Genomic DNA, 15,418 nt, shown 5'->3' with positions numbered 1-15,418 from the left:
GTAAGGTGAAGGCCCTTGCGGGAAAAGGGAAATAGGTGAGAACTCGCGGGAGCGACAAGGAAGCTCATCGGCTGCTCGCGGAAAGCGAAGGCTTGCACGGAAATCAACAGGGGTGGAATGAGCGATTTACATGAACTCTTTTATACCATTTGTTCGTCTCTAAAATAGATTAATTGAGTTATGTATCAATCTCTTTTTGTGATTTAATAAATGTTTCGAAAGTCGAATGAAATTTTAACGAAACAGGTATAGAAAATAGGTATATGATTGTGTTCGCTACTTGAAAGTTATATACTATGTTAATGTGATGAGTTTTATGCATAAGCATAAAGCTGTCACATTTTTTTGCGATTTACAGGTGCAACGTGACAATTGTCATGGCGAAAGGAGATTTTTTTATGAACGAAAAACAACGTTTAGAAAGCAACCAAGTTAATCCAGCGGACAAAAAATCCGAAAAGGATTACAGCAAATATTTTCAAACAGTATACATGCCACCTTCTTTAAAAGATGCGAAAAAACGAGGAAAAGAAGAAGTTTCCTATCACAATGATTTTGCAATCGATGAACAGTTTCACGGAATGGGACAGGGACGCAAGTTTTATATCCGTACGTACGGCTGTCAAATGAATGAGCACGATACAGAAGTAATGGCTGGTATTTTTCTAGGCCTTGGCTACGAGCCAACTGACTCTGTTGAAGATGCTCATGTTATTTTATTGAATACGTGTGCGATCCGTGAAAATGCGGAAAATAAAGTGTTTGGTGAATTAGGACACTTGAAGGCCTTAAAGCGCGAGCGCCCTGAGCTATTGATCGGCGTCTGCGGATGTATGTCTCAAGAAGAGTCAGTTGTAAATAAAATTTTACAAAAACATCAGCACGTGGATATGATTTTTGGTACACACAACATTCACCGTTTGCCTCACATTTTAAACGAAGCATACTTAGCAAAAGAAATGGTGATTGAAGTATGGTCTAAAGAAGGGGACGTTATTGAAAACCTTCCAAGAGCACGTAAAGGCAGCGTCAAAGCATGGGTTAACATCATGTACGGCTGTGACAAGTTCTGTACGTACTGTATCGTTCCGTATACGCGAGGAAAAGAACGAAGCCGCCGTCCAGAAGACATTATCCAAGAAGTACGTCATTTAGCTGCTCAAGGCTACAAAGAAATTACGCTTTTAGGTCAAAATGTTAATGCGTACGGAAAAGATTTTGAAGACATCACGTACGGCTTAGGCGACTTAATGGACGAAATCCGTAAAATTGACGTTGCTCGTATCCGTTTTACAACAAGTCATCCTCGTGACTTTGATGACCGTTTAATTGAAGTTCTTGCTAAAGGCGGAAATCTTGTCGACCACATTCACTTGCCTGTTCAATCAGGAAGCAGCGATATCTTAAAAATTATGGCACGAAAATATTCTCGTGAACATTATTTAGAGCTTGTTCGTAAAATTAAAGAAGCCATTCCAACAGCATCATTAACAACTGATATTATTGTTGGTTTCCCAAATGAAACGGATGAGCAGTTTGAAGAAACAATGTCACTATATCGTGAGGTTGAATTCGATAGTGCTTATACATTTATCTATTCACCTCGTGAAGGTACGCCAGCTGCTAAGATGCAAGACAATGTACCAATGGAAGTGAAAAAAGAGCGCCTTCAGCGCTTAAATGCTCTTGTAAATGAAATTTCTGCAAAGAAATTGAAGGAATATGAAGGTAAAGTTGTCGAAGTATTAGTAGAAGGTGAAAGTAAAAATAATTCGGAAGTATTAGCAGGCTACACGGAAAAAAGTAAGCTTGTAAACTTCAAAGCACCTAAGTCAGTGATTGGGCAACTTGTAAAAGTAAAAGTTACAAAAGCCAAAACATGGACGCTAAACGGGGAAATGGTAGAAGAAACAGCAGAGGTGAAGTAATATGGCGCAGTATAACAAGAGTGACGTAATTAAACGTGCTCAAGAGCTGGCAAAAATGATTGCTGAAACGGAAGAAGTAGATTTCTTCAAGCGTGCCGAAGCTCAGCTTAACGAAAATCAAAAAGTGCGTGAAACCATTGCAAGCATTAAAAGTTTGCAAAAACAAGCTGTTAATTTCCAACATTATGGTAAAACAGAAGCGTTAAAACAAGTGGAGGCAAAAATCGATCGTTTACAGGAAGAGCTGGATGAACTGCCGATTATTCAGCAGTTTCAAGAGTCTCAAATAAACGTGAATGATATGCTTCAACTTGTTGCTAACACTATTTCAAACACAGTAACGGATGAAATTATTGTGTCAACAGATGGTGATTTACTGCGCGGTGAAACAGGTTCACAGGTGCGGAACAGCCCTGGATCTAGCTGCTCATAAAGAAAAAATGCCTCAGCAATTTGCTGAGGCATTTTTTTGTGCATCCCGTGGCATGAAAATTGGGCAGATTTTCTCTCTAATAATTGTCACGTTTTTCTATATCCTTGCATACAATGGAACATAGGTTTTTTATGCCTTAAACCTAGTTTCTTAAAAATAATGTGCAAACAAGTGAATGAGCCTGCATAGGATGAAATGAAGATAGTTTGAGGAGGGTATGCTCACATGTCACAACACTATAGAGAAATTATTACAAAAGCAGTCGTAGGTAAAGGTCGCAAGTTTACACAATCGTCTCATACGCTTGCACCGAAAAATCGACCAACAAGCATCTTAGGGTGCTGGGTGATTAACCATGAGTACAAAGCAAAGAAAAGCGGCAGCAATGTAGAAGTTGACGGAAGATATGATATTAACATCTGGTATTCGTACAATAATAATACAAAAACCGAAGTTTGGACGGAAACCGTATCATACAAAGATAATATTAAGCTGCGCTATAAAGACGAAGATTCGATTGGAGACGATTACGAAGTAATTGTTCGCGTGCTGCAGCAGCCAAATTGTCTAGAGTGCACAATTTCACCAAATGGCAATAAAACGATTGTTCAAGTAGAGAGAGAATTGTTGGCGGAAGTGATTGGCGAAACCAAGGTTTGTGTTGCAGTAAATCCGAAAGGCTGCGATGATGAAGACGAGTTTGATTTAGACGTAGATGACGATGAATTTGAGGATTTGGATCCTGATTTTATATTAGGGGACGATGAGTAACTAGGAAGAAGTTCTTCCTAGTTTTTTTATTTTTACTATTTTAAGAAAATTCTTATAAAAATAAAAAAATATATTGCTTTTTGTCGAATGCGCAGTGTATAGTAAATCTAAAGAAAATAATGCATTAATTTTCAGAAAATTTAGTTATATCAGATAAGTATTTTTGGGGGTTTACTATGAGCTTATTTCGTAAAAAATCAATTCAAACGTTAATTAGTGAAACCAACTCTAAAGGTGTTAAATTAAAAAAGGATTTAGGCGCTTTCGATTTAACGATGTTAGGAATTGGTGCCATTATCGGAACCGGAATTTTTGTATTGACGGGCGTAGCCGCCGCTGAACATGCCGGTCCAGCTTTAGTTATATCTTTCATCATGTCAGGACTTGCGTGTGTGTTTGCAGCTCTTTGTTATGCAGAGTTTGCCTCAACAGTTCCTGTTTCAGGAAGCGCATACACTTACAGTTATGCAACATTTGGTGAATTAATCGCTTGGATTTTAGGGTGGGATCTTATCTTGGAATACGGTCTTGCATCTTCTGCTGTAGCCAGCGGATGGTCCGGGTATTTCCAAGGATTGTTAGCAGGGTTTGGCATACATTTTCCAAAAGCTTTAACAAGTGCATACAATCCTGCAAACGGCACGTATATTGATATTCCAGCAATTATGATCGTGTTTTTAATCACATTGCTTTTAACGCAAGGAGTAAAAAAATCTTCACGTTTTAATGCTATCATGGTTATTATTAAACTGGCTGTTGTACTTCTGTTTATCGGGGTAGGAGTTAGCTATGTTAAACCAGAAAACTGGACGCCGTTTATGCCGTTTGGTTTCTCGGGAGTAGCGACAGGAGCAGCAACTGTATTCTTCGCCTACATTGGTTTTGATGCTGTAGCAACAGCGGCCGAGGAAGTACGCAAGCCTCAGCGGGATATGCCAATCGGAATCATTGCATCTCTTGCGATTTGTACAGTTCTTTATATCGTCGTATCGCTTATCTTAACAGGAATCGTACCTTATACAGAATTAAATGTTAAAAACCCTGTAGCATTTGCTTTAAGCTACATTAACCAAGATTGGGTAGCAGGCTTTATTTCATTAGGCGCAATTGTGGGTATTACAACAGTATTACTCGTTATGATGTATGGACAAACTCGTTTATTTTATGCGATCAGTCGAGATGGTCTATTGCCGAAGCCTTTTTCAAAAATCAGTGAGAAAAAACAAACACCAGTAGTAAATACGTGGATTACATGTTTACTAGTATCCATCTTCTCTGGTTTAGTACCATTAGGAAGATTAGCAGAGTTAACAAACATTGGTACTCTTTTTGCTTTCATGACCGTATCAATTGGAATTTTATATTTACGTAAATCAAAACAAACTTCAGAATCCACTGGTTTCCGCGTACCGTTCGTGCCGGTGATTCCAATTTTAGCTTTTGTGTTCTGTTTATACTTAGCACTTCAGCTTCCAAAATTAACATGGATTAGTTTCGTAATTTGGCTTGTACTAGGGCTAGTGGTTTACTTCTTATACGGACGTAAGCATAGTCATTTGAACAGCAGTAAATAATGAAAAGCTTCGGACAAGCTTCTTCCTTCGTCCGAAGCTTTTTTATTTGTTTTATAAAAAGAAATTGAAGATTGTTCTATTTGAATAAATTAAGTTTAAGAAAGACTTATGTTATAATACGTGTAGCAAAAACGCACAACTAGATGTGGTATGGAGGAATAGTATGGCAGCGTATACGCCAATGATACAGCAATATTTGAGAATTAAGGCAGAGTATCAAGATGCCTTTTTATTTTTTAGATTAGGTGATTTTTATGAAATGTTCTTCGAAGATGCTACGACAGCTTCTCAAGAACTTGAAATAACATTAACAAGCCGAGACGGAGGAGGACAAGAGAGAATTCCGATGTGCGGGGTTCCGTATCACTCTGCTCCTACGTATATCGAGCGTTTAATTGAAAAGGGATTTAAAGTAGCTATTTGTGAACAAGTAGAAGACCCTAAGCATGCAAAAGGTGTTGTAAAGCGAGAAGTGGTGCAGGTGATTTCACCCGGAACACTGATGAACGAACGCGGACTGCATGAAAAGGAAAATAACTATATTTGTTCTGTTACTGCGTTCGAGGATCAAACGTTTGGTCTTGCTCTTTCTGATTTGTCTACAGGAGAAAACAGCGTAACGCTTGTTAGTTCGTTCCACGATATAGTCTCAGAGATTTATGCAAAAGAAGCAAAAGAAGTCGTTGTAAGCTCTGAGTTTCCTGCTGACTTATTACAAACACTAAAAGAGCGCATGACGATTACCATTTCTTATGAGAATAGTACAGAGCAAGTAGAAGGACTAGATTATTTAGTAGAGTCGCTTCAGCAGCAAAAGCTTATCGCAACGTTTGCGCGTATTCTTCAGTATTTAACTCGCACGCAGAAGCGTTCGCTTGAACACTTACAGCCCGTGCAGTTTTATCAAATCAATGAATATATGAAAATTGATTTGTTCTCTAAGCGAAACTTAGAGTTAACCGAAACGATACGTTCAAAAGGAAAGAAAGGCTCGCTTCTATGGTTATTAGACCAGACCGTTACGGCAATGGGCGGCCGTTTATTAAAAAATTGGATTGACCGTCCGCTTTTAAAACAAGCGGATATTGATAATCGTTTGAATATGGTAGATGTCTTAATGAAACAGTTTTTTGAACGAGAAGAACTGCGTGAGTTGCTAAAAGACGTATATGATTTAGAACGCTTAGCTGGTCGAGTCGCTTTTGGTAATGTAAATGCTCGTGATTTAATTCAATTAAAAAAATCATTGCAAAATGTGCCTCATATCCAAGAGGTTGTGAATCGTTTGAATCATCCTTATGCGACAAAGCTTGTTGAAGACATTGATCCTTGTGAGCGATTAGCTAATCTTCTTGAAAGAGGATTAAAAGAGCACCCTCCTTTGTCAATTAAAGAAGGAGACATTATTAATGACGGCTATCATGAACAGCTTGATCAATACCGAGATGCAAGCCGAAACGGAAAAACGTGGATTGCGTCACTTGAACAGCAAGAGCGTGAGAAAACAGGGATCCGCTCACTGAAAATTGGTTATAATCGCGTGTTCGGCTATTATATAGAAGTAACGCGGGCAAATCTGCATCTTTTGCCTGAAGGAATGTATGAACGAAAGCAGACGTTAACCAATGCAGAACGTTTTATTACGCCTGAGCTGAAAGAAAAAGAAGCGCTGATTTTAGAAGCGGAAGAGAAAATTGTAGAGCTGGAATATGAATTGTTTTTACAAATTCGTGAGGAAGTAAAAGCATATATCCCAAGGCTGCAAGAACTCGCTAAAAAAGTAAGTGAGCTTGACGTACTGCAGTGCTTTGCAAAAATCAGTGAAGAACGTCATTACACGAAGCCTATTTTTTCAAGTGAAGATATTTCGATTCAAAATGGACGCCATCCCGTAGTAGAAAAAGTAATGAATTCACAGGAATATGTGCCAAACGACTGTCAAATGAAGGATGATAGTTCAATTTTACTGATTACAGGACCCAATATGTCTGGTAAAAGTACGTATATGCGTCAGGTTGCTTTAACGGCGATACTAGCTCAAATTGGCTGTTTTGTGCCAGCGGACGAAGCGGTTCTGCCGATTTTTGATCAAGTGTTTACACGTATCGGAGCAGCCGATGACTTAATTTCAGGGCAAAGTACGTTTATGGTCGAGATGCTAGAAACGAAAAATGCAGTGACAAATGCCACTCAGTCGAGTCTAATTCTGTTAGATGAAATTGGACGAGGTACGTCTACGTATGACGGAATGGCTCTTGCTCAAGCAATTATTGAATACGTTCATGAACATATTGGCTGTAAGACCCTATTTTCTACTCATTATCATGAATTAACCGTCCTCGATGAGTCGCTTCCTGCGCTTAAAAATGTTCATGTAAGCGCGGTTGAAAAAAATGGAAAAGTCGTCTTTTTACACAAAATCAAAGATGGTGCCGCAGATAAAAGTTATGGTATTCACGTAGCGGAACTAGCGGAACTTCCAGATCCGCTTCTAGAGCGAGCTCGCGTCATCTTACATGACTTAGAACAATCTTCTGAGCGTGAACCTGTACGTCAGGCTCCAAAAAGAGAAGAGATGACACAGCAAGTTCCACAAGAAGGTGCTTCTTTGGTTCAAGAAGAACGTGCAGATAGTAAAAAAGCAGATGAAGCCAATCAGCTTTCGTTCTTTGAAATAGAAAAGAAAAAAGAAAAGCCTGCGCTTTCGAAACGTGAAAAAGCAATTATAGATCGTTTAAAAGAGCTGGATATTTTAGAAATGACGCCTTTAGACGCAATGAATGCGATGTATGAACTGCAAAAATCATTAAAGAAGAAATAGAGTGAGAGGAGTGAGTCTGTGGGTAAAATTGTGCAGCTTTCAGACGAACTTTCAAATAAAATTGCTGCCGGAGAGGTTGTTGAACGACCTGCTTCGGTGGTGAAAGAACTAGTCGAAAATGCTATTGATGCAAACAGTACAGTTATTGAAATTGAGCTAGAAGAAGCTGGGCTTTCAAAAATTCGTATATTGGATAATGGAGACGGCATTGCTTCTGAAGACTGCTTGACCGCTTTTAAAAGACATGCGACAAGTAAGATCAAAACAGAACAAGATTTATTTCGAATTCGAACGTTAGGATTTCGCGGTGAAGCTTTGCCAAGTATTGCTTCGGTTTCAATGCTTGAACTCAAAACGAGTACGGGAGAAGAAGCCGGCACTCATCTTAAACTTAGAGGCGGAGAAATCGTTCATCACGAATTAACGTCAAGCCGAAAAGGTACCGAACTTGTTATTGAAAACTTATTTTTCAACACACCTGCACGTTTAAAATATATGAAGACGGTAAACACGGAGCTTGGTAACGTAACGGATGTCGTCAATCGTCTTGCAATGTCTCATCCTGAAGTTTCAATTAGGCTGATGCATCAAGGAAGACAGCTTCTGTATACGAACGGAAGCGGAGATGTGCGCCAAGTGCTTGCCGCTATTTATGGAATGGCAGTAGCCAAAAAAATGATTCCGATTAACGTTCAGTCACTTGATTATGAAGTGAATGGTTACGTCGCTCTTCCTGAAATCACAAGAGCTTCTCGCAACTATATGTCCACCATTATTAACGGTCGGTTTGTTAAAAACTACGGGTTGTTAAAAGCGGTACAGCAGGGCTATCATACGCTTTTACCTATCGGTCGTTTTCCGATTGTGTTTTTAACCATTACAATGGACCCTTTATTAGTGGACGTGAATGTTCATCCAGCAAAATTAGAAGTACGGTTAAGTAAAGAAGCGGAGCTGTTTGAGCTTATTGAACAAGGAGTGAAAGCTGCTTTTAAAAAGCAGCAGTTAATTCCAGATGCTGTAGTGCCAACTAAGTCAAAAGCAGCTGTGCAGCCAACTGAGCAGCAGACCTTTACATTTGATCATCAGTCTAAACCGTCTGGCTATCAGCCGTCTAATACGGTTCGCGAGCCTAGCTTTAAGGAGGCTCCTGCTCGTGTAGACGAGATCATGCCGCCTGTTAAAACAGAGGTCATACGTCAAGATGAAGAACTTGAACCAACGTTTCGAGAAATAGAACAATATGAAGAATCGGTGGGAGAAAACGCCCCTATTCCAGAACCAAACCATTCAGCCAAAGAGCAGCCAGAACCCCGTGTTCCTGCGATGTACCCAATTGGCCAAATGCACGGAACGTATATTTTGGCACAAAATGAAAAAGGATTATTTATTATTGATCAGCACGCGGCACAGGAGAGAATTAAGTACGAATATTTTAAGCGAAAGCTTGGAGAAGTAGATTCAGAAGTTCAAGAACTGCTTATGCCGCTTACGCTAGAGTTCTCGGGAAATGAAGCCTTGATTTTAGACGAGTACAAAGATATGCTTGCTGAAGTAGGAGTCTTTTTAGAACCGTTTGGACAAAACTCCTATATAGTTCGTTCGCATCCGCAGTGGTTTCCAAAAGGAGAGGAACAGGAAACCATTGAAGAAATGATTCAGCAAATCTTTACGATGAAACGAGTCAATATCGAAAAGTTACGAGAAGAAGCGGCTATTATGATGAGCTGTAAAGGATCGATTAAAGCGAATCATCATTTGCGAAACGATGAGATTTTTGCTTTACTTGAAACGTTGAGAAAAACAACAGATCCATTTACGTGTCCGCACGGACGACCAATTATTATCCATCATTCGACGTATGAAATGGAAAAAATGTTTAAGCGAGTGATGTAGGCAATGCGGCTAGCTGCAGCTAGCCGTTTTGTTGAATAAATCATGACCATTTGGATAAAATGGAATGATGTGAATGCCTATAGATGAAAGTAGTGTTGTTATGACGGGAGAGAAACCAAAACTTATTGTCATTATTGGACCAACTGCGGTTGGTAAAACAAAATTGAGCATTGAACTTGCCAAACAGTTAGACGGAGAAATTATTTCAGGTGATTCCATGCAAATTTATAAAGGGATGGATATCGGAACAGCAAAGGTATCAGAAGAAGAGATGCAGGGTATTCCCCATTACCTGATCGATATTAAGGAGCCGGATGAATCGTTTTCTGTGGCAGAATTTCAAGAGATTGTAAGAAAACAAATCGATGATATTCACGCTAGAGGAAAAATGCCGATGATTGTTGGAGGGACGGGTCTTTATATTCAATCCGTTATTTATGATTATCAGTTCACAGAAACTCCTAGTGATGAAAAAGTTCGTGAACGAATGGAAGTATTTATTAAAGCTCATGGCATTGATCCCCTGTATGAAAAGCTAAAAGAAATTGACCCAGACAGTGCAGCTGCTATCCATAAAAACAACCATCGCCGTGTAATCAGAGCGCTTGAAGTTTATGAAGTAACCGGCAAAAAATTCAGTGACTATACAAAAGAACAGTCGCAAGAGTTATTATATGACGTAAGCATTATTGGACTTACAATGGATAGAGACGTATTATATGAGAGAATTAATCACCGAGTCGATATGATGATGCAGGCTGGACTGCTTGATGAAGTCAAATCATTGTACGAAAGTGGTCTGCATGATGTACAATCAATTCAAGCTATCGGCTATAAAGAGCTGTATGCTTATTTTGAAGGACGCTGCACGCTCGAAGAAGCCGTTGAACAGTTGAAACAAAATTCACGCAGATATGCCAAGCGTCAGTTAACGTGGTTTCGAAATAAAATGCCTGTAAAATGGATAGAGATGGAAGTTGACAAATTTCCCGAAAAGTTTGCTGAAATTTTTACATATATTGCAGGAAAGCTGAAGAAAGAAGCGAATTAAGTAAACAGATAGAGAAACGAGGAGGCCGAATAATGAAACAATCAGTTAATATTCAAGACCAATTTTTAAATCAATTACGTAAAGAAAATATCTATGTGACGGTATTTCTTTTAAATGGTTTTCAATTAAGAGGACTAATTAAAGGATTTGATAACTTTACTGTCTTAATTGAATCTGAGGGAAAACAGCAGCTGATTTATAAACATGCGATTTCGACATTTGTACCAAATAAAAATATTACAGTAGAACTTGAATAGAGATTAAAGAGAAGCATCCGCATATTCGGATGCTTTTTTTATGCAAATAAAGGCTTAAAAAAGTTTCTTAACATTGTTTTTACTCATCGAACATAAACCTTATAATAGACGATTATTTCTTCGGTAATAAGAGATCATTGTCTTCGTATCGTTCATCGCATGCAGCTATGCGATACAGAGAAGTGGGATGAAACGAGAGGTGAACATGGTGGAGCAGCCGATAACTCTTAAAAATAATGGGCAAATTAATATCATTTTAAATAATGAAACAAAAAAGGAAAAATCGTACACGACATCAATTCCGCGTCCTGCCAAAAAAGCTGTCATAAATCATGAGCCGCTTCGGGAAATTGAACGAGAAATGAGCGGACTGGTTGGAATGGAAGAATTGAAAAAAATGATAAAAGAAATATATGCGTGGTTATATATTAACAAAAAAAGAGAGGAACAGGGCTTAAAAGCGGGAAAGCAGGCGCTGCATATGATGTTTAAAGGAAATCCAGGAACAGGGAAAACGACGGTAGCCCGCCTGTTAGGTAAATTATTTTTGAATATGAACATCTTGTCTAAAGGACATTTAATTGAAGCAGAGCGGGCAGATTTAGTTGGAGAATACATTGGCCATACCGCTCAGAAAACGAGAGATCTTGTAAAAAAAGCGCTTGGAGGTATTTTATTTATTGATGAGGCTTATTCTCTTGCAAGAGGGGGAGAAAAAGATTTTGGCAAAGAAGCGATTGATACATTGGTCAAACATATGGAAGATTCAAATGATAAGTTTGTATTGATTTTAGCTGGTTATCCAAGAGAAATGGAAAATTTTTTAAGTCTTAATCCAGGGCTGCGCTCTAGGTTTCCGTTTATTTTTGATTTTCCGGATTATGATGTAAATGAACTGATGGACATTGCCGGTCACATGATGAATGACAGGCAGTATCAGTTTAGTACAGAGGCCTATAAAAAGCTAAAAGATCATTTCATGGACGTGAAGTACAATCAGACGCCTAGGGATTTTAGTAACGGTCGATATGTGCGAAACATTATCGAACGTTCCATACGTACTCAATCCATGAGGCTTTTAGAAGAAGAAAGCTTTGAGCGCAACGAGCTTCTAACTTTAACGTCAAGCGATATTCAGCTGTAGAAAAAAAGCCTTTCGTCACGAAAGGCTTTTTTTCTACATATTTGGTTGTCGAATCGTTTTGATCGGCAGGCGCCATTTGTAAATATATGAACACATCCGAAGACCTACAAGTAAGATAAATAACGTATAAAGTTCTATAGGCGTATTTGTAATATGTAGCCCTACGCTAAATCCTGCGATAATCGCCCATACCGCATAAATTTCATCTTTAAGAACAGTAGGCTTTCGGCGTGCTAATAAATCTCGGATAATCCCGCCGCCGCTTCCTGTTAAGACCGCAGCTACAATAACCGCGCTAAGCGGATGGTTCATATGAGTGGCATAAAGCGCTCCTTGAATCGCGAATGCTGCAAGGCCGATGGCGTCCGAAAAGTTTCCCCATCGCTTCCAATGTTTTAAGATATTGTTTGGAAATAAAAAAGTGGCAGTAATAGATAATAAAGCAATCTGAAAAAAGAGTCCTTGTTCCCAAAGGGCAGACACGGGTACACCGATAAGCAGGTTTCGAATGGCTCCTCCGCCAAAAGCCGTTACGATTCCCAATATGTAAACGCCTAAAATATCATATTCCTCTTCCATGGCAATGAAAGCTCCGCTGATTGCAAAAGCAATCGTTCCAATAATGCTAAGTACGTCCCAAGTCATGATGCTATCCCCTTTATTCTGTTTTCACCAAGTAGCGACTAGTATTTTAAAATCAGGCAGCCTGATTCAAATTTCGATAAGTAAACCAATTCAAATTGTATACAGAATTTCGTGATATTTCAATGTTTTTTTAATCATCGTTTTATAGATTTTAAAAAGGGTGTTAAACTAGTAAAAGACAATGTATTCTGTCTCTTTTGCAAAGATGGAGAAATGGACATTTTTTTGATATGATATGAATGATTTGTCAATTTAATAGTAAGGGAAGGAAAAATCTTTGACAGCAGAAATGAATACTGAACTTGAACGCGTAATTTTAGTCGGATGTCAGCTTCATGACGATGACGAACGTTTTGAATATTCAATGGATGAGCTAGCATCTTTAACTGAGACTGCAAAAGGCGAAGTACTGGTAAGGTTAACGCAAAAGCGCGATCGCATTCATCCAGCTACTTATATTGGAAAAGGGAAAGTAGAAGAACTTGTGGCTCTTGAAGAAGAGTTAGAGCCTGATTTAATTGTATTTAATGATGAATTGTCACCGAGTCAAATCCGCAATTTGTCAGCAGGGTTATCTGCGCGTGTTATTGACCGTACGCAGCTGATTTTGGATATCTTCGCACAGCGTGCTCAAACGCGAGAAGGAAAAATGCAGGTGGAACTTGCTCAATTAAATTATCTGCTGCCTAGGTTAGTAGGACAAGGTACCGCTTTGTCACGTCTTGGAGGCGGAATTGGAACAAGAGGTCCTGGTGAAACGAAACTTGAAAGTGACCGCAGACATATTCGCCGTAAAATTGATGAAATTAAGCGTCAGTTAAAGACAGTGGTAAGTCACCGCGAACGTTATCGAGAAAGACGTAAGCGTAATCATGTCTATCAAATTGCAATTGTGGGCTATACGAACGCTGGTAAATCGACGATCTTTAACCGCTTAACAGAGGCGGGTATTTTTGAAGAAAATCAGCTGTTTGCAACTCTTGATCCAACGACAAGACAGTATACGCTTCCGTCAGGACTAACCGCTCTGTTAACGGATACGGTTGGATTTATTCAAGATCTTCCAACAACGTTAGTAGCCGCGTTCCGTTCAACACTTGAAGAAGTAACCGAAGCTGACCTTGTTCTGCACGTGGTAGATTCATCTAATCCAGATTACAACAACCACGAAAAAACAGTGCATCGCTTACTAGAAGAGCTGAACGTAACGGACATTCCGATGCTGACAGTTTACAATAAAGAAGATATGCAGCATGAACTATTTGTCCCATCCGCTTCGACATCTTTATCAATGAGCGCTTTTAAAGCTACTGATTTAGTGAAGCTTGGGGAAAGAATTCAAGAAGAAATGAAAAAAGAAATGGCATTTTTTCATGTGCTGCTGCCGGCTTATGAAGGAAAAATGCTCGCTGAACTCAAAACGGTCTCTATTCTTGAGTCGTTAAAATTCAATGAAGAAACTGAGAAGTATCAGTGCAAAGGGTATATTGCAAAAGAGCATCCCCTTTACAAAAAGCTACAAACGCTTGAAGAAAGTTGAGGAACAAAGAAATGATGTTTGATCAGTTAAAAAACGGGGCACGCATTCGGGAACTTGCTGCAAAAGTAGAAAAACAAATTAAGCCCGTACATGAGAAAATTGACGAGCGCATTGAAGCAAATCAATTTCGGGTGCTGCAAAGCTTTCAGCAAAATCGAGTGAGTGATTCACATTTTAATCCGACAACGGGGTATGGATATGACGATCTAGGCCGCGATACGTTGGAGAAAGTATACGCGGATGTTTTTGGAACAGAAGCTTGCCTGGTGCGTCCGCAAATTATTTCAGGTACGCACGCAATTGGCATTTCGCTGTTTGGCGTACTGCGTCCTGGAGATGAACTATTATATATAACTGGAAAGCCTTATGACACTCTTGAAGAAATTGTTGGTATACGAGGAAGCGGCGTAGGCTCTTTAAAAGAATATAATATTAGCTATAAATCAGTAGATTTAACAGCGCAAGGTCAAGTGGATTTTGAAGAAGTGAAAGCGTCTATTCATGAGCACACAAAGATGATAGGCATTCAGCGCTCAAAAGGTTACGGCATTCGCCCTTCTTTTACAGTCGCGCAAATAAAAGAAATGATTTCTTTTGTAAAGAGTATTAAGCCTGACGTTATAGTATTTGTCGATAACTGCTACGGTGAATTTGTAGAAACAATCGAGCCAACGCATGTAGGAGCAGATTTGATGGCAGGGTCGCTTATTAAGAACCCCGGTGGAGGCCTTGCTAAAATCGGCGGTTATATTGCAGGACGAAAAGACCTAGTGGAAGCTTGTTCATACCGAATGACAACTCCTGGAATCGGTGCAGAAGCTGGAGCGACGCTGTATAGCTTACAAGAAATGTATCAAGGGTTCTTCTTGGCGCCGCACGTAGTCGGTCAAGCATTAAAAGGAGCGGTTTTCTCATCCGCTATGTTCGAAGAGCTAGGGATGCAAAGTGAGCCGAAGTGGAACAGTGAACGAACGGATTTAATTCAATCCGTGCAGTTCGATGACCGTGATAAAATGGTTTCTTTTTGTCAGGCTATTCAATTCGCCTCGCCAATTAATTCACACGTAACGGCCTATCCTGCTTATATGCCAGGGTACGAAGATGATGTGATTATGGCAGCTGGAACGTTTATACAAGGAGCAAGCCTCGAGCTGACGGCAGATGGACCTATCAGGCCCCCTTATGTCGCTTACGTGCAGGGCGGGTTAACATATGCTCACGTAAAAGTAGCAATATGTATGGCAGTAGATCAAATGCTGACGAAAGAACTTTCATAAAATATAAGATAGAAAGACTATTTTCTCCCCGCTAAGAAAGAAAAGATAGGCTTATAAAAATAAACCAAGTGCTATTTATTT

General features: G+C 39.4%; 12 protein-coding genes. 11 read left to right on the top strand and 1 reads right to left on the bottom strand.

All coding sequences use genetic code 11. The features are described 5' to 3' along the window. The first annotated feature begins 398 nt into the window (after positions 1 to 398). From miaB to spoVK, 9 genes are all read left to right on the top strand, one after another. On the top strand, positions 399 to 1,928 hold the full coding sequence (gene miaB / locus LJC66_RS20880) for a tRNA (N6-isopentenyl adenosine(37)-C2)-methylthiotransferase MiaB (protein ID WP_230933481.1): 1,530 nt from the start codon (positions 399 to 401) through the stop codon (positions 1,926 to 1,928). Position 1,929: 1 nt separating this feature from the next. Further along, positions 1,930 to 2,361, top strand: a complete 432-nt coding sequence (locus LJC66_RS20875) for a YlbF/YmcA family competence regulator (RefSeq protein ID WP_230933480.1) — start codon at positions 1,930 to 1,932, stop codon at positions 2,359 to 2,361. 225 nt (positions 2,362 to 2,586) lie between these two features. Further along, positions 2,587 to 3,132 carry an outer spore coat protein CotE gene (locus tag LJC66_RS20870; protein ID WP_013058796.1) on the top strand — a complete coding sequence of 182 codons (546 nt, stop codon included), beginning with the start codon at positions 2,587 to 2,589 and terminating at the stop codon, positions 3,130 to 3,132. Between the two features lie 176 nt (positions 3,133 to 3,308). Further along, on the top strand, positions 3,309 to 4,706 hold the full coding sequence (bcaP, locus tag LJC66_RS20865) for a branched-chain amino acid transporter BcaP (protein ID WP_013084740.1): 1,398 nt from the start codon (positions 3,309 to 3,311) through the stop codon (positions 4,704 to 4,706). A gap of 163 nt (positions 4,707 to 4,869) precedes the next feature. Further along, positions 4,870 to 7,527: a DNA mismatch repair protein MutS gene (mutS, locus tag LJC66_RS20860; protein ID WP_230933479.1), complete on the top strand. Its 2,658-nt coding sequence runs from the start codon at positions 4,870 to 4,872 to the stop codon at positions 7,525 to 7,527. Between the two features lie 18 nt (positions 7,528 to 7,545). Continuing rightward, positions 7,546 to 9,423 (top strand): DNA mismatch repair endonuclease MutL, encoded by a 1,878-nt coding sequence (gene mutL / locus LJC66_RS20855; protein WP_050689607.1) that lies wholly within the window; start codon positions 7,546 to 7,548, stop codon positions 9,421 to 9,423. A 100-nt stretch (positions 9,424 to 9,523) separates the two neighbouring features. Next, positions 9,524 to 10,474 carry a tRNA (adenosine(37)-N6)-dimethylallyltransferase MiaA gene (miaA, locus tag LJC66_RS20850; protein ID WP_050689712.1) on the top strand — a complete coding sequence of 317 codons (951 nt, stop codon included), beginning with the start codon at positions 9,524 to 9,526 and terminating at the stop codon, positions 10,472 to 10,474. 32 nt (positions 10,475 to 10,506) lie between these two features. Further along, a complete protein-coding gene (gene hfq / locus LJC66_RS20845; protein ID WP_013058791.1) occupies positions 10,507 to 10,731 on the top strand; it encodes an RNA chaperone Hfq in 225 nt (74 codons plus the stop codon). Positions 10,732 to 10,918: 187 nt separating this feature from the next. Next, positions 10,919 to 11,875 (top strand): stage V sporulation protein K, encoded by a 957-nt coding sequence (gene spoVK / locus LJC66_RS20840; protein ID WP_016765353.1) that lies wholly within the window; start codon positions 10,919 to 10,921, stop codon positions 11,873 to 11,875. 33 nt (positions 11,876 to 11,908) lie between these two features. On the opposite strand, the gene LJC66_RS20835 is transcribed toward spoVK, so the two are convergent. Beyond that, positions 11,909 to 12,520, bottom strand: coding sequence for a trimeric intracellular cation channel family protein (locus tag LJC66_RS20835; protein ID WP_013084735.1), 612 nt, complete (start codon positions 12,518 to 12,520; stop codon positions 11,909 to 11,911). A gap of 277 nt (positions 12,521 to 12,797) precedes the next feature. Here LJC66_RS20835 and hflX point away from each other — a divergent pair, with 277 nt between their 5' ends. Then, on the top strand, positions 12,798 to 14,060 hold the full coding sequence (gene hflX / locus LJC66_RS20830; protein WP_016765352.1) for a GTPase HflX: 1,263 nt from the start codon (positions 12,798 to 12,800) through the stop codon (positions 14,058 to 14,060). Positions 14,061 to 14,074: 14 nt separating this feature from the next. After that, positions 14,075 to 15,337: a methionine gamma-lyase family protein gene (locus LJC66_RS20825; RefSeq protein WP_230933736.1), complete on the top strand. Its 1,263-nt coding sequence runs from the start codon at positions 14,075 to 14,077 to the stop codon at positions 15,335 to 15,337. Positions 15,338 to 15,418 lie beyond the last annotated feature (81 nt).

Origin of the sequence: Priestia sp. TSO9 (assembly GCF_021029645.1) — a bacterium.
Taxonomy (GTDB): Bacteria; Bacillota; Bacilli; order Bacillales; family Bacillaceae_H; genus Priestia; species Priestia megaterium_E.
The sequence above is the reverse complement of the archived record's forward strand: the minus strand, read 5'-3'. Positions and strand labels throughout refer to the sequence as shown.

Excerpts from the sequence above, each read along its gene's own strand:
- miaB (WP_230933481.1), top strand. The coding sequence starts at position 399 with ATGAACGAAAAACAACGTTTAGAAAGCAACCAAGTTAATCCAGCGGAC.
- LJC66_RS20875 (WP_230933480.1), top strand. The coding sequence starts at position 1,930 with ATGGCGCAGTATAACAAGAGTGACGTAATTAAACGTGCTCAAGAGCTG.
- LJC66_RS20870 (WP_013058796.1), top strand. The coding sequence starts at position 2,587 with ATGTCACAACACTATAGAGAAATTATTACAAAAGCAGTCGTAGGTAAA.
- bcaP (WP_013084740.1), top strand. The coding sequence starts at position 3,309 with ATGAGCTTATTTCGTAAAAAATCAATTCAAACGTTAATTAGTGAAACC.
- mutS (WP_230933479.1), top strand. The coding sequence starts at position 4,870 with ATGGCAGCGTATACGCCAATGATACAGCAATATTTGAGAATTAAGGCA.
- miaA (WP_050689712.1), top strand. The coding sequence starts at position 9,524 with ATGACGGGAGAGAAACCAAAACTTATTGTCATTATTGGACCAACTGCG.
- hfq (WP_013058791.1), top strand. The coding sequence starts at position 10,507 with ATGAAACAATCAGTTAATATTCAAGACCAATTTTTAAATCAATTACGT.
- spoVK (WP_016765353.1), top strand. The coding sequence starts at position 10,919 with ATGAAACGAGAGGTGAACATGGTGGAGCAGCCGATAACTCTTAAAAAT.
- LJC66_RS20835 (WP_013084735.1), bottom strand. The coding sequence starts at position 12,520 with ATGACTTGGGACGTACTTAGCATTATTGGAACGATTGCTTTTGCAATC.
- LJC66_RS20825 (WP_230933736.1), top strand. The coding sequence starts at position 14,075 with ATGTTTGATCAGTTAAAAAACGGGGCACGCATTCGGGAACTTGCTGCA.